Source organism: Altericroceibacterium endophyticum (assembly GCF_009827595.1).
GTDB classification, from domain to species: Bacteria; Pseudomonadota; Alphaproteobacteria; order Sphingomonadales; family Sphingomonadaceae; genus Altericroceibacterium; species Altericroceibacterium endophyticum.
On the sequence record NZ_WTYT01000005.1, the window covers coordinates 40,047 to 64,553 of the forward strand.

Annotated in this window: 22 protein-coding genes; 14 read left to right on the forward strand and 8 right to left on the reverse strand. The window is 59.7% G+C overall.

Going from position 1 to position 24,507, the window contains the following annotated elements; all coding sequences use genetic code 11:
* Positions 1–20 precede the first annotated feature (20 nt).
* A complete protein-coding gene (locus GRI91_RS11415) occupies positions 21–1,829 on the forward strand; it encodes a DEAD/DEAH box helicase (protein WP_160736821.1) in 1,809 nt (602 codons plus the stop codon).
* 13 nt (positions 1,830–1,842) lie between these two features.
* Positions 1,843–2,295, forward strand: a complete 453-nt coding sequence (locus GRI91_RS11420; protein ID WP_160737127.1) for a YaiI/YqxD family protein — start codon at positions 1,843–1,845, stop codon at positions 2,293–2,295.
* A 376-nt stretch (positions 2,296–2,671) separates the two neighbouring features.
* Here the strand turns inward: GRI91_RS11420 and GRI91_RS11430 are convergent, their stop codons facing one another.
* The 5 genes from GRI91_RS11430 to GRI91_RS11450 form a co-directional block, all read right to left on the reverse strand.
* Positions 2,672–3,133 carry a hypothetical protein gene (locus GRI91_RS11430; protein ID WP_160736823.1) on the reverse strand — a complete coding sequence of 154 codons (462 nt, stop codon included), beginning with the start codon at positions 3,131–3,133 and terminating at the stop codon, positions 2,672–2,674.
* Between the two features lie 134 nt (positions 3,134–3,267).
* Positions 3,268–4,392: a hypothetical protein gene (locus tag GRI91_RS11435; protein WP_160736824.1), complete on the reverse strand. Its 1,125-nt coding sequence runs from the start codon at positions 4,390–4,392 to the stop codon at positions 3,268–3,270.
* 420 nt (positions 4,393–4,812) lie between these two features.
* Entirely contained in the window at positions 4,813–5,340 is a 528-nt protein-coding gene (locus GRI91_RS11440; RefSeq protein WP_160736825.1) for an AAA family ATPase, read from the reverse strand.
* Between the two features lies 1 nt (position 5,341).
* Positions 5,342–6,508, reverse strand: a complete 1,167-nt coding sequence (locus GRI91_RS11445; protein WP_160736826.1) for a glycosyltransferase family 4 protein — start codon at positions 6,506–6,508, stop codon at positions 5,342–5,344.
* Positions 6,495–7,649: a hypothetical protein gene (locus tag GRI91_RS11450; protein ID WP_160736827.1), complete on the reverse strand. Its 1,155-nt coding sequence runs from the start codon at positions 7,647–7,649 to the stop codon at positions 6,495–6,497. Before GRI91_RS11450 ends, GRI91_RS11445 begins: the two co-directional genes overlap by 14 nt.
* 152 nt (positions 7,650–7,801) lie before the next feature.
* Here GRI91_RS11450 and GRI91_RS11455 point away from each other — a divergent pair, with 152 nt between their 5' ends.
* Entirely contained in the window at positions 7,802–9,115 is a 1,314-nt protein-coding gene (locus GRI91_RS11455) for a lipopolysaccharide biosynthesis protein (RefSeq protein WP_237437823.1), read from the forward strand.
* 73 nt (positions 9,116–9,188) lie between these two features.
* Here the strand turns inward: GRI91_RS11455 and GRI91_RS11460 are convergent, their stop codons facing one another.
* Positions 9,189–11,723: an EAL domain-containing protein gene (locus GRI91_RS11460; RefSeq protein ID WP_160736829.1), complete on the reverse strand. Its 2,535-nt coding sequence runs from the start codon at positions 11,721–11,723 to the stop codon at positions 9,189–9,191.
* Positions 11,724–11,832: 109 nt separating this feature from the next.
* On the opposite strand from GRI91_RS11460, the gene GRI91_RS11465 reads away from it, so the two are divergent.
* Positions 11,833–12,081 (forward strand): hypothetical protein, encoded by a 249-nt coding sequence (locus GRI91_RS11465; protein ID WP_160736830.1) that lies wholly within the window; start codon positions 11,833–11,835, stop codon positions 12,079–12,081.
* A gap of 153 nt (positions 12,082–12,234) precedes the next feature.
* Here GRI91_RS11465 and GRI91_RS11470 read toward each other — a convergent pair whose 3' ends face one another.
* Positions 12,235–13,743 carry an aldehyde dehydrogenase family protein gene (locus GRI91_RS11470; RefSeq protein WP_160736831.1) on the reverse strand — a complete coding sequence of 503 codons (1,509 nt, stop codon included), beginning with the start codon at positions 13,741–13,743 and terminating at the stop codon, positions 12,235–12,237.
* Positions 13,744–13,974: 231 nt separating this feature from the next.
* On the opposite strand from GRI91_RS11470, the gene GRI91_RS11475 reads away from it, so the two are divergent.
* Together GRI91_RS11475 and GRI91_RS11480 are read left to right on the forward strand one after the other, a co-directional pair.
* Positions 13,975–15,150: an acyl-CoA dehydrogenase gene (locus tag GRI91_RS11475; RefSeq protein WP_160736832.1), complete on the forward strand. Its 1,176-nt coding sequence runs from the start codon at positions 13,975–13,977 to the stop codon at positions 15,148–15,150.
* Positions 15,151–15,630: 480 nt separating this feature from the next.
* Positions 15,631–16,023, forward strand: coding sequence for a response regulator transcription factor (locus GRI91_RS11480; protein WP_160736833.1), 393 nt, complete (start codon positions 15,631–15,633; stop codon positions 16,021–16,023).
* 56 nt (positions 16,024–16,079) lie between these two features.
* Here the strand turns inward: GRI91_RS11480 and queF are convergent, their stop codons facing one another.
* A complete protein-coding gene (gene queF, locus GRI91_RS11485) occupies positions 16,080–16,547 on the reverse strand; it encodes a preQ(1) synthase (protein ID WP_160736834.1) in 468 nt (155 codons plus the stop codon).
* Positions 16,548–16,660: 113 nt separating this feature from the next.
* On the opposite strand from queF, the gene GRI91_RS11490 reads away from it, so the two are divergent.
* From GRI91_RS11490 to GRI91_RS11525, 8 genes are all read left to right on the forward strand, one after another.
* Positions 16,661–18,037 carry a hypothetical protein gene (locus tag GRI91_RS11490; protein WP_160736835.1) on the forward strand — a complete coding sequence of 459 codons (1,377 nt, stop codon included), beginning with the start codon at positions 16,661–16,663 and terminating at the stop codon, positions 18,035–18,037.
* 53 nt (positions 18,038–18,090) lie between these two features.
* A complete protein-coding gene (locus GRI91_RS11495; protein ID WP_160736836.1) occupies positions 18,091–18,951 on the forward strand; it encodes a sulfurtransferase in 861 nt (286 codons plus the stop codon).
* On the forward strand, positions 18,948–20,153 hold the full coding sequence (gene metC, locus GRI91_RS11500) for a cystathionine beta-lyase (protein WP_202385571.1): 1,206 nt from the start codon (positions 18,948–18,950) through the stop codon (positions 20,151–20,153). The genes GRI91_RS11495 and metC overlap by 4 nt, the downstream gene beginning before the upstream one ends.
* A gap of 38 nt (positions 20,154–20,191) precedes the next feature.
* The gene (locus GRI91_RS11505) at positions 20,192–21,277 is read left to right on the forward strand and encodes a mechanosensitive ion channel family protein (protein ID WP_160737129.1); all 1,086 of its coding nucleotides are present in this window, start codon (positions 20,192–20,194) and stop codon (positions 21,275–21,277) included.
* 68 nt (positions 21,278–21,345) lie between these two features.
* Positions 21,346–22,107 (forward strand): uroporphyrinogen-III C-methyltransferase, encoded by a 762-nt coding sequence (gene cobA, locus GRI91_RS11510; RefSeq protein WP_160736837.1) that lies wholly within the window; start codon positions 21,346–21,348, stop codon positions 22,105–22,107.
* Positions 22,104–22,403, forward strand: a complete 300-nt coding sequence (locus tag GRI91_RS11515; RefSeq protein ID WP_160736838.1) for a DUF2849 domain-containing protein — start codon at positions 22,104–22,106, stop codon at positions 22,401–22,403. Before cobA ends, GRI91_RS11515 begins: the two co-directional genes overlap by 4 nt.
* Positions 22,403–24,037: a nitrite/sulfite reductase gene (locus GRI91_RS11520; protein ID WP_160736839.1), complete on the forward strand. Its 1,635-nt coding sequence runs from the start codon at positions 22,403–22,405 to the stop codon at positions 24,035–24,037. The genes GRI91_RS11515 and GRI91_RS11520 overlap by 1 nt, the downstream gene beginning before the upstream one ends.
* On the forward strand, positions 24,030–24,503 hold the full coding sequence (locus GRI91_RS11525) for a DUF934 domain-containing protein (RefSeq protein WP_160736840.1): 474 nt from the start codon (positions 24,030–24,032) through the stop codon (positions 24,501–24,503). Before GRI91_RS11520 ends, GRI91_RS11525 begins: the two co-directional genes overlap by 8 nt.
* Positions 24,504–24,507: the final 4 nt, after the last annotated feature.

Consider the following 24,507-nt stretch of genomic DNA (forward strand, 5'->3'; position numbering starts at 1 on the left):
CGGGCCTATTTGTGAGCGCAATGTCCTCTTTTTCTACTCTCCCCCCCATTCTTTCCGAAGCTCTTTCCGAACGCGGCTATGCCGAACCGACCGCGGTTCAGGCAGCGGTCCTGGGCGAAGAAGCCGCCGGACGCGACATGATCGTATCGGCGCAGACCGGCTCGGGCAAAACCGTTGCCTTCGGTATCGCCCTTGCCAATGATCTGCTCGATAAGTTTTCCGCCCCCGCCCAGTCCCCGCTGGCGCTGGTGATCGCGCCGACGCGCGAACTGGCGCTGCAGGTCAGCCGCGAGCTGGAATGGCTGTTTGCCAAAGCCGGCACCCGCATCGCCACCTGCGTGGGCGGTATGGACGCATCCAAGGAACGGCGTTCGCTGCGCCATGGCGCGCATATCGTGGTCGGCACACCGGGCCGTCTGCGCGACCATCTGGAACGCGGCGCGCTCGACCTCTCGCGCCTCGCCGCCGTGGTGCTCGATGAAGCGGATGAAATGCTCGACATGGGCTTCCGCGAAGATCTCGAGGAAATTCTCGACGCAACGCCGGAAACGCGCCGCACGCTGCTGTTCTCCGCCACCATGCCGAAGCCGATCGTGTCGCTCGCCAAGCGCTATCAGCGCGATGCCCTGCGCATTTCGACCAAGGGCGAAGGGCGCGGCCATGGCGATATCGCATTTCAGGCGATGACCGTTTCGCCCGCCGAAACCGAAGCCGCCGTGGTCAATCTGCTGCGTTTTCACGAAGCGGAAACCGCCATCCTGTTCTGCGCCACGCGTGACAATGTGCGCCGGCTTCACTCTACCTTGCAGGAACGCGGCTTTGCCGTCGTCGCCTTGTCGGGCGAACATTCGCAGTCGGAACGCAACCACGCACTGCAGGCGCTGCGCGACAAGCGCGCACGCGTCTGCGTCGCCACCGATGTTGCCGCGCGCGGGATCGATCTGCCCAGCCTGAGCCTGGTGGTTCACGTGGAAATCCCGCGTGATGCCGAAACTCTGCAGCACCGTTCAGGCCGTACCGGCCGCGCGGGCAAGAAGGGCACGGCGGTTATCATCGTGCCGTATCCACGCCGCCGCCGTGTCGAAAGCATGCTGCGCGGTGCAAAGATCGAAGCCGAATGGATGAATGCGCCCAAGCCGGAGGATATCCGCAAGCAGGACCGCGAACGTCTGATGACCGCGCTGCTTACCCCGGCCGAATATGACGATGAAGACCGCGCATTGGCCGAGCGGCTGATGGCAGAGCGTCCGGCCGAGGATATTGCCGCCGCATTGGTCCATGCCCACCGCGCCGCCATGCCGCAGCCAGAGGAAATGATCGCCAACACGCCCGAGGCGCGGCGCGAAGCGCAGCAGGAACGCCACCGCCCCGGTTTCGAAGATGTGCAATGGTTCCGCATGGATGTGGGCCGGCGTCAGCATGCCGAAGCACGCTGGATCCTGCCGTTGCTATGCCGCCGCGGCCATATCACCCGCAATGAAATCGGCGCGATCCGCATTGGCCAGGCCGAAACCCATTTTCAGGTTCCGCGCAGCGTGGTCGACAAGTTCAAAGATGCCTTGTCTCGCACGGGTGAAGGCACCGAAAAGGGTGACGAAATCCTGATCGAACCTTCGGAAGGCCCGCGTGAAAGCGCGCGCGACAATCGCGGCAGCGGCGGTCCGGGCGGCAAGCCGCGCGTCTATGCCAAGAATGGCAAACCCCCTTTCCGCGATCGGAAACCCGGCGGCGGCAAAGGCGGCCCCGGTGGCAAGGGCAATTTCCGCAAGGACAGCGGCTTCAAGCGCAAACCCGGCGGCGGCAAGCCCCGCTCTGATCCGTTTGGCTGATTAAGCGATGTCTGTGGCCATCCTAGTCGATGCCGATGCCTGCCCGGTGAAGGAAGAAATTTACCGGGTCGCCAAACGTTACGGCCTGCCGGTCACCATCGTCAGCAACAGCCCGATCCGGGTGCCTGATAACCAGAGCATCCGGCGGGTGGTGGTGGATGACGGTTTCGACGCTGCTGATGACTGGATTGCAGAGGCCTGCGCGCCGGGCAGTCTGGTCATCACCGCCGACATTCTGCTGGCCGATCGCTGTCTGAAGCAAGGCGCAACCGTGCTGGCTCCCAACGGCAAGCCCTTCACTGCCGGCTCCATCGGCGGCGCAATCGCCACCCGCGCGATCATGGCCGACCTGCGCGCCGGCGGCGACCAACTCGGCGGCCCCCCGCCCTTCTCCAAAAATGACCGCTCCCGTTTCCTGCAGGAACTCGACAAGGCCGTGGTGCAACTGCGCAAAGGCGGTTTCTAACGCGAAGCCGAGAAATGGGGTGAAAGCCGGTTCCGAAGCCGACCGACTGCTTTACCGTACTTTTGACTAATGCGGGAACGGCGGGAATTAGGGTGGAAAGCAGTCATTCGATCTCGCGCACGGCGAGAGCACTCTCAAGCCAGTGAATGCGTTTTTGCGACAGCTTGGCCATTTTGGTTGAAGGTGCGATACTCAATCGCGTCCGCGACCGGGCAAGCTCTGACCGCAGTTCATCGCTGCTCAGCTTATCCAGTTCATCATCTCTGTGTGGAACGCCAGATCGCTTACCCATCAACACAACCTACTTATCGCATCAAACATCCGCAACGCTGTCTGGAAATGCCGAAATAATACCATTGTCGTGGGAAGCGGACATTTATTGCCCGACCAAAATGGCCTCGTCAGACTTACCGTCCATCAGCTGCGCGATACCCTGACGGAAGTTTTCAAGGTCGGGATAATTGGTTTTGAAGGTCGTGCGAACGCAGTTCAGCGGCTTCCCTTCGCCTTTCTCGGTGTAGTCACGAAGCCAAACTTGAACCGACAAATTGCCCCGGGTGTCTGCTGGCGCGACTGAGACACTAACGACGAGTGAGTCGCCCTCCCAAGGCTCGTATCCCCAGGATGCTTCGACCGGGGCATCTTGCACGATAGGATAGGTGGCCAGCTTTTCGCCGAAGTCTCTTACATCCTGCCATTGGACCCAGAAGCCGCCCTTGCCTGAGAATTGTTCGCCTTTGACCTCTACATCCAACCAGCCAAAGTCGTCGTTCGGGTCGCCGTCATGTTGGTAGCGAAAGGAAAGGCCTGTGCTCATTGCCAAGAGTTTGGCGACCAACCGTAACGTCCGCAATGGGGTCGTTTGCCGACCGGCTGCTTTCGGGCCAAGAACGCTCCAAGCTGCCGGTCTGCTGGTGGGACGTCCGTCAGCTGCCCCGAATGTCTGATATTGGGGAGGAAAGCGGACTTCGGCTAGGAGGGTCGACGGTAACGACGGCAAGCCATCCAGAACCCCGCAAGAAAAATGCACAGGACCCCCGCCAACAAAGCGACGCTTCCTGCGGGATGGCCCAGGACACCTTGATCGCTCTGAAGCAGGCCAGCTGCGCTCGAACCGTAGCGCCGCTCAATGCGTTCCTGCCGTTGCTCGAGAGGAATGCTGGGGTTCAGTTGAACGAGCTTTGCGCCTGTAGGCCGCATTGCCGCCACTATGTCTGACCAATATTTATCCGAAACTGCGACGAAGATGGTCGTTTGTGACAGAGAGTCAGGCGTAATTTTCGGAGCAATCTTCGCCAGCGTCCTTGCGAGGTTGGATTCAGAGAGCGTCGCCAAAGCGACCTTGTCACCCGTTGGTTCGAGGAGGGCCTCCCGAATCCATGATTCTGACACTGCATAATCAGGTTCGCCGGGCGACCGCAGGACAGTCGTGGACGGCGTGTTGCCATCGCCGATCAGGCGGGCGACTGCTTCGCGCAGATAAATGTGCCAATGTCGTTGGGTGTTCTCGCGGGGGCCCAACAGTGGAGCGAAAAAAGCTTCCCTAACGGCGCGAGCTTCCGCCATTCGCGCCGTGCGAACTAAACTGGTAGCTTCAACTGCTTTTTTCCAAGCAGCAGAATCGAGAGGTGACACCGAGCCATCAGCAAGGCTGATAGCCAAATCGACGGTCCTAGGCGTGGAAAATTTTTCTGATGGAATGGGCACGGGAATTACGACATGTTTGCCATCTCTGGAGAAGCGCGGATCGCCACGCCAATGGATAGAACTTACAGAATGAGGCAAAACTTCGATGTAGTTAGCGGGCACTATATCAACGAGAGCGAGCCTAGCTATACGTTCGCCTTCGGAACCGTAAATAACCACGGCATTAGGTCCGTGACCGAGGCTATGCCAATCGTCGAACGTAACGAAATAGGCTCCGTCGTTCCGAATAATCGCGTCGACAGGTGCGACATCGTTCGTCAATGGTGCCTTCCAAGCCACCACCCAACGCCCATTTTGCTTCCGTTGTAGCTCAGCGTTGGCTGCGGGTGCCCCTGACTTTTCTTGCCCCGCCGGTTCGACGCCCTTCACCTTGTCCTCGAAATAGGTCATTTGGCTGTCGAGGTCACGGGGCGTGACAATCGCGCGGGCCTGACCGTGAGAAGACATGTAGGTAACGACTGTGGGAAGCGTCCAGCTATCCGCGCGCAAGGGACCAACAGAAAGGATGGTCCCGACAAAAAGGGGACCCAGAAGACGCAAAATGCTCCACGCAGAGACTTTGGCCTTCGGCTGTTCACACGAAATCATTTCTGAATGATAGCGACTGTTATGTGCACTGCAATCAGTGTCGCCAGGGAAGGTCCGGAATTGGGTCGTATGCGGAACAGCAGCATTCGGCCATAAGTCCCGTAAGGCTGTCATGTCCACGTTCAGAGATCGAGCGAAAATTCGAAAAGTCTTGGATTGCCGGCTATCGGCTTCCGATACGAAATCCCGGTGCGGGGACATGCCCCAGCGTTTGCAATAGCGTCACTTGGCGAGACAGCCGAGAATATAATCTGCTCGTTCATCGACGCTGGTTTTAGGCAGGATGATCGTGCTGTATCCAAGGTCGTTGTAAGCGGTTACCAAACGCTCATATTCGGCGATCGCCTCGGACAGGCCGTGCTTACGCTCATCGTCATTCTGATAGATTTCCGGCCAGGGAGGGACGAGAAAAACTGTCTCATGATAGCGGTCGAAGGACGCGAGCGTCTCGCGCGCTGAGCGCCCCGAAACATGCTCTAAGGCTACAGCAGCATCGACCAAACCTCGGTCGAAGAACACCCAGCCCGGTTCCTCTGCTACGCGCTTGCGATCAGCGGCGGCAACATCGATGGCGCGTTCTGCGAAGGCACGCATATTCACCCAGGGCAGCGCTATGCCGCTACCACGTAACTCGTCCTCAATGATCCTGCGACCAGGCTCGGGCACAGTGGCGAAACCTCTCCGGTCCAATTCCGCCAGGATGGCTGATTTTCCGCCGCCCGAGCAGCCGGATAGTAAAACGTGCCGCACTCTAGGCGGTGATCAGGCTGGCGTCAGCGCCCTTCGCCAGATGGGCTTGCCGGATGATCTCGACATGGCGCATCCAGGTGAAATTCTCACACGCATGGTCATGTCCTGCCTTGGCCATCGACCGGCGATAGGATTCATCGACCAGCAGGCTTTCGATTGACTGGGTAAGCTGATCGTCATCACGGCCGTTCACGATCAGGCCGGAATGCCCATGTTCGACCAGTTCAACGGCGCCGCCTTCCTGCCCGACAATGACCGCGCTGCCGAACAGCATGGCATCGGCGATTGCGATACCAAAACCTTCAAAGTCGCGCCCACCGGCAATTTCCATCTGCGGATGAATGAAGATATCCGCCTCGGCATAGAGACGCCGCGCGGTCTCATCACTGACAAAGCCGACCAGATCAACCACATCGGCCACATCAAGCTCGGCAATCATCCGCTTCAGCGTTTCATATTCGGGGCCCCGGCCCGCGATCACATAATGGAATGTGTATCCGGCATCTTTCAGGCGCCGCGCCGCGCGCACGCAGGCGGCGATATTCTTGCGCGGCTCCAGCCGGCAGAGCGAAAACAGCCTGGTCGGAGCATCGGTTATCTTGGCGGCAGCACAGATGTTTCTCTCTGCTGCACCAATGCGCAGCCCCGTGCCATTATGCGCCACCACCGGCTTTCGCCCCTCGCCCAGCCGGGCGCACAATTTTCGCGCGCTATAATTGCTGACCGTAACCACGCAGATCGCCTTGCGTGCAATCCGGTGCATCAGCGCGGTGAGCAGCTTACCGCCGCCCATGAATTCGCGTCCGTGAAATGTCACAAGATACGGCAGGTCGAGCAGCATCGGCACAACCGATGTGCGCCATGTCGTGCCATGCACAAAGCTGGGGGGCCCGTGTTCTTGCTTTGCCTTTTTCACGGCCTTGAACAATCGCCAGAAAGTGGCCGCACCATTGCCCGGACCGACATCATGCAGCCAGACATCGCTGCATCGCACCTGACGCGGGCCCACACTCGTCTGTGTGAAGACGGTTACTCTGGCCCCGCGCTCTGCATAGGCATCGGCCACACCGGCAGCATAAGTCTGCATGCCGCCTTCATCCGGCCTGAAGCCTTTGGCCATGACCCATACGGAATGCCCCGTCAGAGTGCACAGGTCATTTTTCGGCATTAAGATATGTCCATATTGCTTGGGCCGCCCGGACACCGGCCGGCTGCTGCGTCATCGAAAATGTATCGTCGCGCAGATCACGCTGTACGCCGCTATATTCGGGCCAACTTGCTACAGCATTAAGAAGCCCGGACAATATATCATCCTGCGCGCCAATCACGGGTCCTGAACGCCAGTGGCCGTAATCAGGATCACCCTGCCAGGGCACATCATGCGCATTGAGGTTGAGGCATGGCCGTGGATGCAGCAGGAATTCATAGATCTGGCTGCTGACATCGCCCACATAGATATCCGCCAGATTGGTATAGCTCATATCCGCGAGCGCCGGGCTGCCCGTGTCGAGCAGGACATTGGCCTGCGCCATGATGGCCGGATCAGGCTGCGGCACTCTGGCAAGGGCGGGCGGCGCAATCGTGAGCGTCCAGCGCCGCCGCATCAGCATGACATGCGGTGCAAAGATCAGATTATAGCGCCCCGCCCCTGCAATCTGTTCAATCACCTGCTTGCCCATCAGATAATAGCTGGACAATTTGGGTGACGGATGCGGCGCATACAGCACGATCGGCCAATCATTGGCAAAGGGTGATGCGGGTTTGTTTTCGGCATAGAGATCGAATTTGGGATATCCGACCATGCGAATGCGCGCAGGGTCCACGCCGGCCTCCGTCAAGCGCCGGGCGATTTTCGGGCCGGACACCAGCGTCAGATCAAACAGGCGGCTTTGCGGATTGAAACCAATCGCGCGGTCCCCTGCCCCATGGCGCGTATGGATCAGCTTCACATCCTCCAGCCCGTAACGGGTTTTGAGCAGCAGCGATGTCTTTTCCGGCACCACCAGCGCATCAAACCCACGAAAGAAATCCAGATTGTCTCGGTAAAGCAAGATCTTGCGCGCGGGAACCACTGATTGCAGGGTGCTTGAAATTATCTTTGAAGCGCGCCGCCGCAGCCCGATTTGCACGACGCGGAAACGGCTCCACATCGCTCCCGCTATCGCTCTGGCATGCGCCTCCAGCCGTGGATCCGAGAAGGCCAGCGTAACCTGCGCCCCTTCGATCTCGACCATACGCATTGCAATCGGCAGGCTGTGGGCCACCTGGTGCAATTGTTCATGGTTGAACAGAAAGCAGATTCGTCGCATAGAGCGCGCCCTAGTGGATCCAGAGTGAAGTTGATACGCGTAAAGCGCGCTGCCACGTTTGGCACTGCTATGTAAACCACATCAATTAACGCGGCAGACAATTGGCTTTCACCTCTCGAGACAGATCCGCAAGCCCTACGCTTGACAGCCGATTGCGGAATATTCTGTCTAATCTGGGCTGGCTGGTGGGTGGCAAAGGCCTCGGCGCGGTGTGCAGCATCATCTATCTGGCGGTGCTGGCCCGGTCGCTGGGGATCAAGGATTTCGGACACTTCTCGCTGATTTTCGGTACGGGTCAGGCGCTGGTCGCACTGGCCGGGTTTCAGACCTGGCAAACCGTTGTCCGATATGGCGCAGGACCGATCCATGCCGGCGATCACGAATCCTTCGGGCGGCTGTCACTGATGTGCGGGTTGATCGATGCGCTGGGCGCGGCCTCGGGCTGCGTTCTTGCCGCGATCATCTATTACGGTTTTGCCGATGAGCTGGGGCTCAATCCCGATTTTGTGAATATGACATTCGCCTTCAATTGCGCGCTGCTCTGGGCACGAACCACGGCGGCGGCAGGCATTTTGCGGGTGCTCGACCGGTTCGATATCTCTGTCTTTGTCGAAGCGATCGTGCCGATCAGCCGTTTGCTGGCAGCCTTTGCCATCTGGGCAACCGGCCCCAGCGTGCTGGCCTTTCTGATTGCCTGGGCGGCGATCGATCTGATCACCAGCGCCATTTATTGGATCGCGGCCTGGCGGCTGGCCCCGGACGCGCTGCGGCTCAGCCATTTCGGTCAGTTTCGGAAGACCATCGACACCTATCCCGGTATCTTGCGTTTTCTGGGCATTACCTATGCCGGGTCCAGCATGGATGCCTTGTTCAAGCAGGGGCCGCTGCTGGCAGTCGGTTTCTTCCTCAGCACCAGCGCTGCCGGCATTTATCGCCTGGCGGACCAGCTCGCACAGGGGCTGAGCAAGCTTTCCGCCCTGCTGGCGCGGGCCCTCTATTCTGAAATCGCCAATGCCAATGTTGCGGAAACGCGCAAGCATTTCAAACGTCTCGTCGCGCGGGTCAGCATCATGGCCAGCCTTGGCGGATTGATCATTCTGCTGATCGCGGCAATCGGCGGGCGGCAAATTCTCGACCTTATCGGCGGCGATGCCTTTTCCGCAGGCCATACGGTGCTGATACCGCTGGCTCTGGGCTGCTCGCTCGAACTGGCGAGTATCGCCTATGAGCCGGTCCTGCATGCCACGGGGCGTGCCATCCTGTCTCTGTTTTCACGCCTCTGCGCGATTGCCATCGGGATTACTGCCGGCTTCTTCCTGCTTCAATATGGCTCCCCGGGCATCGCCTGGTCGGTGGCGGTCGGCTATCTCGGCGGCTTTATCGTGATTACCGCCATCACATGGCGCGTATTGTCGGGCGATCATGTCGAAGATGGGGACAGCACGCCGCAGACCGACTCAATCTGAGCGGCTTTGCGCTGGAGCGTGGTCAGCAGCTACGCTGAGACGAAAATCGGATTAGCAGCCTGCCCGAGCGCGCTCAGCCATGGGCGTAAACTTTCGTCTCGCTGACAAAATCCCGGACCGATTGCGGTGCCAGGGGACGGCTGAAGAGATAGCCCTGCAAATGGGTGCATCCATATTCGGTCAGCAATCTGGCCTGTGCCTTCGTCTCGATCCCTTCTGCAACAATTGCCATGTCGAGCTTCTCCCCCAGACCCGCAACGGCCTGAACAATGGCCTGCGATGTCTTGGAGGTGGTGATCCGGTCGACAAAGGATTTGTCGAGCTTGACCTTATCGAAAGGGAAACGTTCAAAATAGCTGAGCGAGGAATAACCCACGCCAAAATCATCGATCAGGATCGCAATCCCCAGGCTGCGCAATTCCTCCAGCTGCCTGAATGTCCGGTCGACATCCTTGATCATCAGGCCCTCTGTTACTTCCAGCTGCAGACGCTGCGCCGGCAGGCCTGATTCCTTGAGCGCGCAGGCCACCGTATCCAGAAGATCGCCCGACTGGAACTGCAGCGGCGACAGATTGACTGCGACGGCGACATTCGCCGGCCAGTCGCATGCTTCCCGGCAGGCTCTGTGAAGCAATTGCTCACCCAGCTTGTTAATCAGACCGCATTCCTCTGCCAGATCGATAAAGCAATCAGGGGGGATCGGCCCGCGCACCGGATGGGACCAACGGGCCAGCGCTTCCACACTGGAAACACGCCCCTGATAGGTGGATATCACAGGTTGATAGGCCAGCTCGATCTGGTTGGCCTCGACGGCTTTGCGCAAAGCGTTTTCAAGCCTGCGCCGATCGCGCATTTCAGCATCCATTTTGGCATCGAACAGGCAAATGCCGCGATGGTCACGCTTGGCCCGGTATAGTGCCAGATCCACATTTTCACGAAGCCGTTCCGTAGTCGCACCATCCTGCGGATACAGGACGATACCCGCCGCCACGCCGATATAGACGGAAATGGACTCCACCTCGATCGGGCGCGAAATATTGGCGGCAATGGCGCGGCCCAGTCGCTCTCCACGTGCTCGCAGGTTTTGCCCGGTAAGGATGGCAACAAATTCATCGCCCCCCATCCGCGCGACATGTTCTTCGCTTCCGGTAAGCCGCTTCAGCCGCAGCCCGACTTCGCGCAACACCGCATCGCCTACACCATGACCAAACTGATCATTCACAGCCTTGAACCGCTCCAGATCAAGGCTGAGCATCGCGAAGGGTTCGCCCTTCTCGACCAGAGAATGCAACAATTCGCTGAAAGACGCGCGGTTCAGCAGCCCTGTCAGCATGTCATAGCGGGCAAGCCGGAAAACATCTGCCTGCGCCTGACGTGTGACAGTCATATTTTCGGTGAGACCCAGAACATACTGGCGTTCATCCTCGCCATCAATGATCACCCGCGTCGTTCTGAGCTGCGTGCGATCACCAGCTTGATTGGTGAAGTCGCTTTCGTAAACAAGCGGCTCATCCTGCTCCGACGCGGCTTGATCAAGCGCCTGAAATCCCTCCGCCAGACCGGGGAACAAGTCATGATCCGTTTTGCCGACAATTTCCTCTTCGGGCAGGCCGATCAGTTGCTGCCCCATGTCATTGATGAAGACGTATTTACCGCTTTCCAGATCTTTGACGAACAGCATGCCGGGTAGGTTGGACACCACCGCATCCAGAAATTGCTGCGCGCTCTGGCGGTCTTTCTCCAGTTCGGTACGATCGGAAATATCGCGCATGATCGCTGCCAGACCGCGCTCACTTTCAGATATGCGCCATTCCGCCAGCGACACTTCCATCGGGAATGTACAGCCATCAGCCCTGTATCCGGTAAATTGATGGACCTGCCCCAATAAGGGGTTCTCCGGGTCGGACGCTATTTCTTCCAGAATATCTTTGACGCTGGGGCGAATGTCAGGAGGCGTCAGCATTTTCATACACTGGCCCAGTGCCTCATCGACCGAATGGCCGAACATCTCCGATGCAGCCTGATTCCAATAGACGATAAACCCATTGCTATCCGCCGCCATCACAGCGTCAGGGGTGGTTTCCACCAGCTTCGCGGCAATTTCGTTCAGATGGCGGCTGCTGCGTGCCTGTATCCGCTCGGCCGCGACATCGGCCAGATCGCGCAGCAGCGAAACCTGTTCGTCCGTAATGGCATCGCGGGGATGCGGGTCGAAGACGCACAGGGTCCCGACACATTCGCCACTGTCGAGATACAGAGGCGCACCGGCATAAAAGCGGATGCCATTTTCACACGTAACCAGCGGATTATCTTTGAATTTGGGGTCTGCCTGCGCATCCAGCACGACAAACACCTCCCGCGCGGCCATCGTATGATCGCAAAAGGCAACATCGCGCGGTGTCTCGCTAAAATCGATACCGATCCGTGCCTTGAACCACTGCCGGTGTCCATCGATCAAACTCACCGCGGCGCTTTGCACGCCCAAGGCAGCCCCCACCAGACGCGCCAGCCCGTCAAATTGCTCTTCGGGCGGCGTGTCCATGACCCCAAGGTCGAGCAGCGCCTTAAGACGCTGTTTTTCGTCAAAATTGATTCCTGCACCACGCATATCTACCAAATACGCCAGACGCCTTTTCAGATCGTTAACAATGGAGCGCTAAATAACGGTTTTGCGAGGAACGCTTTTCACGAACAGCCAGGCATCTTTGCTAAGCGGCGTGGGAAAATTCCAACAGTTTCAACTGCCTCCACTGCCAGCAGTTTCCAGACACAAGCCAGACGTTCTGCAGCTTGAACATGTGCATCTCTCAGCATCGGCATCGGCAGATCTTCAAGAATGGCTGACGGAACTGGGCTATGCGCTTGTCTATGACCGTCACGATCTTCTGGCCATCAACCAGGAGAGTTTTGATCCGTCACTTATCGTGTTCTTTCAGGATATCGTTTCGGCGGCTCGCGCCAATTAGCGCCATCCCAGCACAGTTTCATGTGACGGCGCGATTGACTGGTCACAAAAATGGCGCCGGTGGTGAGAGGTAATCCTCTCGCCGCCGGCGCCAGCAATTCATCCGGGTGTCTTAGCCCGGCATTTTTTCAGCACAGTGTATCGGCGCTGCCGATCAATGACCGCCATCATTGGCGAAGGTCATCGTATGCGCTTCGGTGAAGGCCATCAGCCCGGTCACGCCCAGCTCACGCCCGACGCCGCTCATGCGGAAGCCGCCGAAGGGGGTGCGGTCATCCTGCGTCACGGCATTGGCATTGTTGATCCAGGTCGTGCCCGTGCGCAGACGGCGGCCAATGTCCGCCGCACGATCGAGATCGGCACTCCAGACGGAGGAGCACAGACCAGACCAGTGATTGTTCACGCTGGTGATCAGCGGTTCGACATCATCGAACGGAATGATCGGCAGGATCGGGCCGAACTGTTCCTGCTCCACCACGCCGATCGACGGGTCGGGGTTCAGCACCAGAGAGGGTTTCAGGAAGTGGCCATTGCCCTGCTCTGCTTCGTCGGTCATCGTGCCGAATTCGCGGACTTCCGCGCCCGATGCTTCGGCTTCCTTGCGCAGTTTCACGACGAAATCGCGCTGTGCGGCACTGTTGAGCGGGCCCATGGACACATCTGCATCCAGCCCGTGGCCGATACGGTAATCCTTCAGCATGGCCGACAGGCCGTCCACCACTTCATCATAGCGCGAACGATGCACATAGAGCCGCTTCATCGCCATGCAGACCTGACCCGTCGTCAGGAAACCGGCTGCTTTCAGACGGCCAAAAGCGGTGTCGTTCAATTCGACATCATCCAGCAGGATCGCGGGATCATTGCCGCCCAGTTCCAGCGTCAGGCGGGCGAGATTGCCGGCGCATTCTTTCTGGATCGCCTGCCCGCCGCCCGTGCTGCCGGTGAAGACGACCTTGCGCACGCGGTGATCGACCAGCAGCGGGCGAACCGCTTCATTCGAACCGCTGACGATGTTGAGAACACCCGCCGGCAGACGTGCGGCCAGCTTCATCAGGGTCAGCGTGGTGGCGATCGGCGTCGTTGGCGGCGGCTTCACGGTCACGGTGTTGCCCGCCACAAGCGCATAAGGCAGGCTGGCGGCCAGAATGGCGAGTGGCCAGTTAAACGGCACTATGATCGAAATGACGCCCATCGGCATCCGGCTCACTTCGGATGTGTAAGGGATCGGTGCGCGTGACAGACCTTCACCCGATTCAGCCGAGAAATGGGTAATCTTGTCCATTTCCGCTGCGAGCTCGGCGGCGAGACGGCAGCGCCCTTCGAACACATGCATTTCGATGCCCGCTTCCATGCGGACCTTGCCATTTTCACGCACGAGCAGTTCGGTGCGCTCTTCCAGACCATCGGCCAGTGCGGACAAAGCATCGGTGAGCATGGCGGCCCGCTTTTCCGCAGCCATGGCGCTCCATTCGGGAAAGGCGCGATCGGCGGCAGCCACGGCATCCAGCGCGTCCTGCTCTGACGCAGACGCGGCGGTTCCGATAAGTTCATCAGGATTTGCCGGATCGAAAACTTTGAACGTGTCCGATGTGAGCCGCTGCTCACCTCCGATGAACAGAGGCAGGGTGTCCTGCAGGGTGGGACGTTGCGATGGGGACGACATGAATTGCTCCAATGGTGGTCAGTTATGGCTTCAGTAAGAGAGAATGCAGGGCAATTGCAATCGCTCCCGCCATCCGGTCACGATCGTTACTATTTTCACGCCTCTATGCGCGCTGACACTTCGCAAATACAGCGCACCGTGCTGTAAGAGGCACGATATAAGGATCAGATCATTCACCCCGGACGTCGATCACGCCGCCCGGACGCAACCTTGCGCAAGGATGCTCATTTCATGGCCAAGCCGACATTTACCTGGGACGACCCACTCCATTTCGACCAGCAGCTGTCAGATGAAGAACGGATGGTGCGCGATACCGCCCGTTCCTATGCGCAGAAACAGCTCGCCCCGCGAATCCTAGAGGCCAATCGGGAGGGAACTTTCGACCGGGCGATCATGCGCGAAATGGGCGAGCTGGGCCTGCTGGGCGTTACCATTCCGTCTGAGTTCGGCGGTCTGGACGCGGGCCACGTGGTCTATGGCCTGATCGCGCATGAAGTGGAGGCGGTGGATTCGGGCTATCGTTCGGCGCTCAGCGTGCAATCCTCGCTCGTGATGCACCCGATCAACGCCTATGGCTCTCAGGAACAGAAGGAACGCTGGCTGCCTTCGCTGGCGCGCGGCGAAATGGTGGGCTGTTTCGGCCTGACAGAGCCGGATCATGGCTCCGATCCGGGCAATATGGCCTCCCGCGCCGAAGAGGTCGCGGGCGGATATCGCCTGAATGGCACCAAGACCTGGATCACCAATGCACCCATTGCCGATATAGCGGTGGTATGGGCCAAGCTCGACGGCGTGATCCGCGGCTTCGTACTGGAACGCGGGATGGACGGATTTTCCACGCCCGAAATACATGGCAAATTGTCTTTGCGGGCCTCCTCTACGGGGGAGATCGTGATGGAAGATGTCATCGTGCCGCAGAACAATCTGCTGCCGCATGCAGCCGGTCTGGGCGGCCCCTTCGGCTGTCTGAACAAGGCGCGTTTCGGGATCGCCTGGGGCGCATTGGGCGCTGCGCGTGATTGCTGGCATCGCAGCCGTACCTACGTGCTGGAGCGCAAGCAATTTGGCCGTCCGCTGGCCGCCAACCAGCTCATTCAGCGCAAACTGGTGGAGATGCAGGTGGAGATCACGCTGGGCCTGCAGGCCTGCCTGCGCGCCGGGCAAATGCTGGACGATGGCGATTGCGCGCCCGAAGTGATTTCGATGATCAAGCGCAACAGCGCGGGCAAGGCGCTGGATATAGCGCGCGCCGCGCGTGACATGCATGGCGGCAATGGCATTTCCGATGAATTCCACATCATGCGCCATATGTGCAATCTGGAAGCGGTAAACACCTATGAAGGGACGCATGATATTCACGCGCTCATTCTGGGCCGCGCGCAGACAGGCATTCCGGCCTTCACCTGAATGCAGGCAGGCGCGGTGTCGCGCATTCAGTCTGCGCCCAGCCGCCGTAGCAACACATCGTGATCCGCAAAAAGTCCGCGCCGCCAGATGCGGGTCCTCTGGCATTTACCGACTGTATTACAGTGACTTATTCGCTTGTGCCAATTAACCATTGCAGTCCGGAACAGGCAGCTGATTTCTGAGTTCCATTGCGAGATCACACACAGGCGCAGGTTAACGAACTTTTACGTATTTTCCCCTATGATAGCGATGTCGGAATAGCGAACCGAATAATCAGGTCGTCCCTCGCAACGCATTTTATGGGGCCAAAACTTTGTTTCGAAAGAAGGACTGACAGAGATGGCCTCACACATGCAGCGCTCGCGGCGCTCCCGAAATGCGTTGCTGGAAAATAGAGACACCTCCATTTCGCTGCGCTGATCCGGTCCCCTGAAACACAGGGTCGCAAAGAAAATACAAGTATATTCAGGAGATTGATGGATGGCACGCATCCTCTACGCCGAAGACGACGAGATTGTGGGGGAGATCGTGTCCGATGCCCTGATGGATGCTGGCCATGCTGTTGGCTGGTTGAAAGATGGCGATTCAGCACTCGAAGCCATCAAGGCGCGCACCCCGGATTTGGTGATTCTGGATTATGAAATGCCGGGATTGAGCGGGGTGCAGGTCTTGCGGGCCATGCGGTCCGATTCTGACCTGGCCATGATCCCGGTGCTGATGCTGACCGCACATTCCGGCGATGCCGATCAGAATATCGCATTTTATGAAGGGGCCGATGATTATATCACCAAGCCCTTCAAACCGCGCGAGCTGATCGACCGGGCCGAATGGCTGATCGACGGCAATATCAAACGGGCAAAGCCAAAGCCCTGACTGTCCTATGGTACCGCCGGGCCAATGTTACCGGCGGTACAGGCGGGGAAGCGCGATCAGCCGCGCCCCCGGTAACTCTGGACCCCTTGATCGGGCACCCACAGACCTGCGGGCGGCGCATCGCTCTGCCAGAACACGTCAATCGGTATGCCGCCGCGCGGATACCAATATCCGCCAATGCGCAGCCAAGCAGGCTTCATTTCATCAAACAGACGCTGGCCGATTCCGACCGTCACATCCTCGTGAAAACCGGCATGATTGCGGAAAGAGCCGAGAAAAAGCTTCAGGCTCTTGGATTCCACTATGCTGTCACCGGGGGCATAATCGATCACCAGATGGGCAAAGTCGGGTTGTCCGGTCACCGGGCAGAGCGAGGTGAATTCAGGCGCGGCAAAACGCACCAGATAAAGGCTGCCCTTGCGCGGATTGGGTACATAATCGAGCACGGCCTCATCCGGCGATGCGGGCAACGCGCTCGCTTGTCCGAGATGAAGCGGCTGGGGTGAAGTGTCATCCTTGGTCATGCGCCCGCAATGCCCTGATCAGGCGCTGCGCACAAGTCAGCGAATTGACGCGCGCAATTCAGCCGCTATTCAGCGCCATCCGCGCCTTTCGCGCGGAGAAATTGATCGGCATCATGAATTTTCGTTTCCATATCCTCCCGGCCATCGCCCTGTTTGCCGCTTTTCCCGCTTCCGCGAATCCGGGTTCGGTAACCGAATTCCGTCTCCCCCCGGATACGGCGGGAAATCCTGAGATTCAGGGGCCGATCGTGGAAGACGTACCGGCCCCGCGCGTTACCGGTCCCGATGCATCGCCCAGTCCGGCGCCCACACAATCACCCATTGCGACGCCCACGCCTGCCCCGAGCGCAGCACCGACTTCAAAGCCTTCAGCGGCTCCGACATCTCAGCCGAGCACGGCGGCCACCTCTTCCCCGCGTACAGCCTCCAGCCCTGCCCCAAGCCCCACGCAGAGCCGGACGCCATCACCTGCGCCCACCCCTGCCGCAGACAGCGCGGCGCCAGCGCCGGAGCAGGATAGCGATGACGCGTCATCGTCCAGCCTTGCAGATAATTCTGCCCAGCCTGACAGCGACGCGCCGGCGGCGGATATATCCACTTCGGCTGCGCCCGCTGGTCCTGTCGTGGCAGACCCGACCGATGACGCCGCCGACCAATCGCAGAAAGCCGGCGATAACGGCGCGATTCCGTTCTGGTGGATAATAGTGGGGCTAGGCGGTCTGGCGGTGATTCTGCTCGCTTTCTGGGCCTGGAAGAGGCGCAATCGGCAATTGGCCCTGCCCGCACCGGTGCAGGACGAAGAGCCCCCGATCCCGTTCCGCTTCAAGGACACCGAAGGCAGCGCGAAGCAGGGCATGGCTCCTGAGAAGAATCAGGACGCCGCCACGGCGCAGACGCCCACGGCAACACCCGGCGCCAAAACGGCTCCTGCCGCGAAGCCTGCCGCAAAGGCTGCACCCGCCGCTATGCCGAACGCCGCAGCGACGGCAGAAGACGAAGAGGATGCAGCCGAAACCACACTTCGTCTGGCTTTTGAACCGCTGCGCTTCAGCCTGACGCTGATCAATGCCACGCTCAATTACCGGCTTTTGCTGAGCAACAGCGGTGATGAGAGATTGACCGATCTCGTCGTGCAGGCTGACATGATATCGGCCCATGCCTCGCTGTCGCAGGAACAGCAGCTGGCCTCCCCCCATGCCGCTTTGCCGGAGCAGGAGCGGATTGCCCGCCTCGCGCCCGGCCAAAGCCATGTCATGACCGGCAGCTTCCGCCTGCCGCTGCCCAGCATTCGCCCCATCAGGCAAGGTGACGCCGCCATGCTGCTGCTGCTCGCCCGCTTCAGGATCGTGGCAGAGCAGCTTGAGACGCCGGTGATCCAAACCTCCGTCATCGGCCAGCTCTCGCCGCGTCCCGGTAGCGGATTGCTCCCAATCCGGCTCGATCGCGGGCCGCATAATGTGACGGAACTTGCACAGCGGACTTTTCGGTAAAGCAGGCGCACACAGGTCTCGACCTGCAACGCCCGGCGGGGTATCCCTGCCCTATGGACAGTCTCGTTTCTACCCAGTGGCTCGCAGCCACTCACCCCGCCCCCGATCTTTGCGTGCTGGATGCTTCCAGCCACTTGCCCATGGCAGGGCGCGATGCGGGGGCCGAATTTGCCGATGCGCATATTCCCGGCGCGCGGTTTCTGGATCTGACCACGCTGATCGATACGGACAGCACCGTCCCGGCGGCTCTGCCAACAGCGGAGCAATTCGCCCGGCGGTTGCAGGATCTGGGCATTGATCCAGAAATGCGGATCGTCTTCTATGACGATAGCGAGGTAAAAACCTCGGCGCGCGCATGGTTCATCTTTCGCCTCTATGGTTTGAAAAACCTCGCCATTCTGGATGGCGGACTGGCCAAATGGCGGGCAGAGGGACAACCGCTGGAAAGCGGCGCGCATCAGGCTCAAGCCCCGGCGACCGAGCCCGAACAGCGCGCTTTTGCGGCCCAGACCGGTCAGCTGCGCGACAAAGCGGACATGCTGGCCAATTGCTCAAGCGCGCGTGAACAAGTGCTCGACGCGCGTGATGCGGGCCGTTTTGCCGGAGAGATACCCGATTTCCGCCCCAACGTGCCCAGCGGCCATATCCCCGGTTCACGCAACCTGCCCTTCACCGCGCTGTTTCACACTGATGGTACGTTCAAATCACCGGGCGCGATGCGCGCGGAATTTGTCGCAGCCGGAATTGATCCCGATGCGCCGCTGATCACCACCTGCGGCGGCGGCGTGACGGCGGCCGTGCTGCTGTTCGCGGCCCAGCTGTTCGGCAAGCAGGATGTCGCGCTCTATGATGGCAGCTGGAGCGAATGGGCCGTTGATCCCGCAACGCCCAAGGCGACCGGAGCCGCATCTTGAGCGCGCCGGGAAAAGGCGGCAATGCAACCCGCGCAGTCAATGCCGGACGGCGCGAGGAATGGACCGGCAAAGTGGTCAATCCGCCCATCTGGCGCGGCAGCACGCATCTCTATGAAACCAGCGCGGAACTGAAGCGCGGCCACCCGAATGAGGATGGCTATTTCCACTATGGACGGCGCGGCTCCCCGACCCAGTGGTCGCTGGCAGAGGCGCTGACCGAACTGGAACCGGGGGCCTGCGGCACCTTGCTCTATCCCAGCGGCGTTGCCGCCATATCGGGCGCTTTGCTGGGCGTTTTGAAGCAGGGTGATGTCCTGCTGATGACCGACAATGCCTATGATCCCAGCCGCATGATGACGCACAGCCTGCTGAGCGATTTCGGCATTGAAACGCGGTTCTTCGATCCGCTCGATCTGGAAGGATTTGCCGGCCATTTCTGCGATCGGACAAAGGCGGTTCTGCTGGAGGCCCCCGGCAGCCTGACGATGGAAATTTCCGACATCCCCGCGCTGACCACCATCGCCCGCGAAAAGGGCGCGCTCAGTCTGATCGACAATACCTGGGCCAGCCCGCTTGGTCTGCCTGCGCTGGAGCGTGGCTGCGATATTGCGATCATGTCGCTGACCAAGCATGTGGGTGGCCATTCCGATGTCATGATGGGGTCGGTCGCCTGCCGCGACACGCAGCTCTACACCCATCTGCGCCAGAAGGCACAGGCGCTGGGCATTGTCGTGTCTCCCGATGATGCAGCGCTGGCTCTGCGCGGTTTGCGCACGATGCCGCTGCGTCTGAAACACACCGCGGCCAGCGCGGTAAAACTGGCGGAGTGGCTCTCCAAACGGCCAGAGGTGGCGCATGTGTTGTGCCCGATGCTCCCCGGCGCGCCCGGCCATGATCTGTGGCAGCGCGACTTTACCGGCGGCTGCGGCCTGTTCAGCATCCTGCTGAAAGATGCCGATATTGCCATGCAGTCCCGCTTCGTCGATGCCCTCGACCTGTTTGGCATCGGCTATAGCTGGGGCGGTTTCGAAAGCCTTGCGATTCCGTTTGAACCCTCCCGCGCCCGCAGCGCCACGTCCTGGCCGCCATCCGGCGTGCGCAGGGAAGACCGGCTGGGCGTGCGCCTTGCCATCGGCCTGGAAGACGCCGATGATCTGATTTTGGATTTGGAACAGGCTTTCAGACACATGACGAACACATGATCCTGGACATGCTGACCAGTTCGACGACCGGCAATCCCATGGTCGATGAGCTGATGCCGATGGTCGAACCTTCCGCCAGCCCCAGCGCAGCGGCTTCAGCCATTCCGACCTCTGTGCCCACGCCCGAAGCATCGGGGCAGGAGGCTGTTCAAGCGGCAGACAGCATCAAGAATGCCATCAGTCAGCATAGTCTTACGATTGGTGATTTGATCAACAAGCTGGACGCTATCGGCTTTACGGTCGGGACCACGCGCGTTTCGGTCTGGGGCGCGCTGCTCGTGCTGCTGGTGATTGCGGCCGTGATCGTCTTTGCCCGCATTGGCAGCATGGCCGCCCATTCCATGTTCAAACGCTTCACCCGCCTCGGCGCGGCCCAGCAATTGCTGGGGGAAAAACTGCTGACGCTGGTGGTCTGGGCGGTAGCGATCCTGATCGGCATCGATGTGCTGGGGATCAATCTCACCGCGCTCACAGTGTTTTCCGGCGCCTTCGGCCTCGCCATCGGTTTCGGCCTGCAGAAAACATTCGGTAATCTGATTGCCGGGATCATTCTGCTGATGGACCGTTCCATCAAGCCGGGGGATGTGATCGCGGTCAGCGACCAGGCGGGCAACTCCACCTTCGGACAAATCCGCAAGATCGGCATTCGGGCGGTGTCCGTCACCACGCGCGACCGGCGGGAATATCTGATCCCGAACGAACAGCTGATGATCAATCAGGTGGAAAACTGGTCCTATTCCAGCAAGACGGTGCGTATTCAGGTGCCGGTCGGCGTATCCTATCAATGCGATATCAAACTGGCCGAAGAATTGATGCTGGAAGCGGCCAAGTCCGCCAAGCGCGTGCTCGATTCCCCGCCCCCGACCGTCTGGCTGGATGGCTATGGCAATTCCTCGGTCGATTTCGTCATTCAATGCTGGATCAGCGACCCGGAAGAAGGCGTCGGCAATGTCCGGTCCGAAGTGCTGAAAAACCTGTGGTGGCAGTTTCAGGAAAAGGGAATCGAAATTCCCTTCCCGCAGCGCGATGTCAATTTGCGCGGCAATGAACAGTTTGAACAGCTTATTGCCGCCATTTCTCAGCGTATGGATGATCGCGGAAAGCCGGATAAAGCGAGCGAGTAAAGTTCCGCTAACTGGCCGGAAAACCATTCTCGCTGGAAGGTGGTGCCCAACAGGGCCATCTCGGCCCCATGAAAAATACCGGAACTGTCTATCTTGTGGGCGCAGGCCCCGGTGATCCCGATCTGCTGACCCTGCGCGCAGCCAGGCTGCTGATGTCAGCCAGGCTGATCGTGCATGATGGCCTGGTCGATCCCTCGATCCTGGCGATGGCGCATCACGATGCGAAGCTGGTGTCCGTGGCCAAGCGCCGGTCCCACCACACGCTTCCGCAGGAAGAAATCAGCGCCTTGCTGGTGCGCGAAGCACAGGCCGGACGCGATGTCGTGCGGCTGAAAGGCGGCGACCCCTTCATCTTCGGACGCGGCGGGGAAGAGGCCGAATTTTGCCGTGCGCATGGCGTAGAGGTGGAAATCGTTCCGGGCATCAGCGCCGCGAACGGGGCCGCTGCTGCGGCGCAGATCCCGCTGACCCACCGCGATCATGCCAGCATCGTCAGTTTCGTGGCGGGCCAGTGCAAGGGCCTGTCCGAACAGAACTGGGCCGGTCTGGCCGGCAAGGGCCGCACCCTGGTGATCTATATGGGCGTAAAGACCGCCCCGGCGATCGCAGACAAGCTGATGGCCGATGGCCTGTCGCCCGATATGCCCATTGCCGTCATCGAAAATGGCGCGCGCCCTGAAATGCGCGTGCTGCGCAGCTCCCTCGCCGGTCTGCCGGACATGGTCGAGGCCAAAAAGGTCAAAAGCCCCGCTCTCATCGTGATCGGGGATGTAACTGCGCACCGTGAAGACGGAGCGCTCGCACAAATCGCGCTGGAGGCGCATCAATGAAGATCCTGACGGGTAACAATCTGGAAACCGGCGCGGTCGTGTGGTGGGAAGGCAAAGGCTGGTCCCTCCATGTTGACGACGCGGTGGATGCCGGGGAGGAGTTCGAAACGCTCCTCGCCACCGAAGAAGCCGAACGCCGCGTTGTTGGCGCCTATGCGATTGACGCTGAACGACTGGATGATGGACGGGTCCGCCCGGCCCATATCAAGGACCGCGTGCGCGCTCTTGGCCCGACGGTCCGGCCCGATCTTACCCTCAAGCCAAACGATCCAAACGCGATCGCAGAGGTGCTGTAATGTATAAGTATGACCAATATGATCAGGCCATGGTCGATGCCCGGGTCGAGGAATTTCGCGACCAGTGCCGCCGCCGGATGGAAGGCCATCTGACCGAAGACCAGTTCAAGCCGCTGCGGCTGATGAACGGGCTCTATCTCCAGCTGCATGCCTATATGCTGCGCGTCGCGGTGCCCTATGGCACGCTGAATGGCCAGCAGATGGATGCTCTGGCCGACATTGCCGATAAATATGACCGCGGTTACGGCCATTTCACCACCCGCCAGAACATCCAGTATAACTGGATCAAGCTGGAGGATGCGGGCGACATTCTGGCCGATCTGGCCAAGGTGGAAATGCACGCCATCCAGACCAGCGGCAATTGCATCCGCAATATCAGCGCCGATCACTTTGCCGGCGCCGCGGCGGATGAGCTGGTCGATCCCCGCCCCTATGCCGAATTGATGCGCCAGTGGTCGAGCTTCCACCCGGAATTCACCTATCTGCCGCGCAAGTTCAAAATCTGCGTGATTGGTGCTGACAAAGACCGCGCGGCGATGAAGCTGCACGATATCGGCATTCAGATCGTGAAGAATGACGAGGGTGAACTGGGCGCGCAATTCTATGTCGGTGGCGGCATGGGCCGCACGCCGATGATCGCCCCGATGATCCGCGAATTCGTGCCGCTCGATCAGCTGATCACTTATGCCGAAGCCTGCCTGCGTGTGTACAACCGCTATGGCCGGCGCGACAATAAGTACAAGGCGCGGATCAAGATCCTGGTCCATGAACTGGGCAAGGAAGAATATACGCGTCAGGTCGAGGAAGAATTCCAGCACATGCTCGATCAGGGCATTGAACCGCCTTTTGCCGAGCTGGAACGCATTCGCCCCTATTTCGCCGATCCGGCCTTTGAAACCGGCCTGTCCGATGACATCGACCGCAGTGATCCCGATTTCGCCTTGTGGGTGGATACCAACACCCATGCGCATAAGGCACCGGGCTATGTCAGCGCGGTTATCAGCCTGAAGCCGGTGGGCGGCATTCCGGGTGATGCCACGGCTGAGCAGATGCACCTGATGGCCGATCTCGCGCGTGAATACAGCTTTGACGAATGCCGCGTGATGCACACGCAGAACATCGTTCTGCCGCATGTGAAGAAGGCGGATCTCTATGCCTTGTGGCAGAAGCTGGAAGCGGCCGGCCTCGGCACGGCGAATCTGGACCAGATCGGCGATATCATCGCCTGCCCCGGCCTTGATTATTGCAGCCTTGCCAATGCGCGCTCCATCCCCGTGGCGCAGAAAATCGCCCAGCGCTTCGAAGAAAAAGGCCAGAGCAATACGCTGGGCGAATTGAAGCTGAAGATTTCGGGCTGCATCAATGCCTGCGGCCACCACCATGCCGGCCATATCGGCATTCTGGGGGTCGATAAGAAGGGCAAGGAAAACTACCAGCTCCTGCTCGGCGGATCGGAGGGTGAGGACACCTCGCTCGCCAAGATCACCGGCCCCGGCTTCGATGAAGACGGCATCGTGGACGCGGTGGAAAAAGCCACCGAAGTCTATCTCAATGAAAAGCAGGAAGGCGAACGCTTCCTCGACACCTATCGCCGCGTGGGCATGGCCCCGTTCAAGGAGGCGCTTTATGGCTGAGTTGATTTCCGAAAATCCCGCCGAAGCACTTGCCTCCGGCGATGTGCAGTTCCGGTTTCGCGATGACGAACTGGTTAGCGATCCGGCAGTGACGGTGGATGCCTTTGTGGGGCAGAGCAATGCCGTGGCCGTGCGCATTGAACCAGGTGATGATGCGCGTGAATTGCTGCCGCATCTGGACCGCATCGCGCTCGTGGAGGTGAATTTCCCGGCCTATACCGATGGCCGGGGCTATTCCGCCGCGCGCATCCTGCGCGAAGCGGGATATGCCGGTGAATTGCGCGCCGTGGGCGATGTGCTGATCGATCAGCTGTCCCACATGAAGCGTTGCGGCTTCGATGCCTTCGCTCCCGACGCCCCCCTTAATGAAGATGATGCCAAGGCGGCCTTCGACCGCTGGCCGCATGTCTATCAATCCGCCGCCGATGATCGCACGCCGATCTGGAATTTGCGGCACGAAAGGTAAGTAT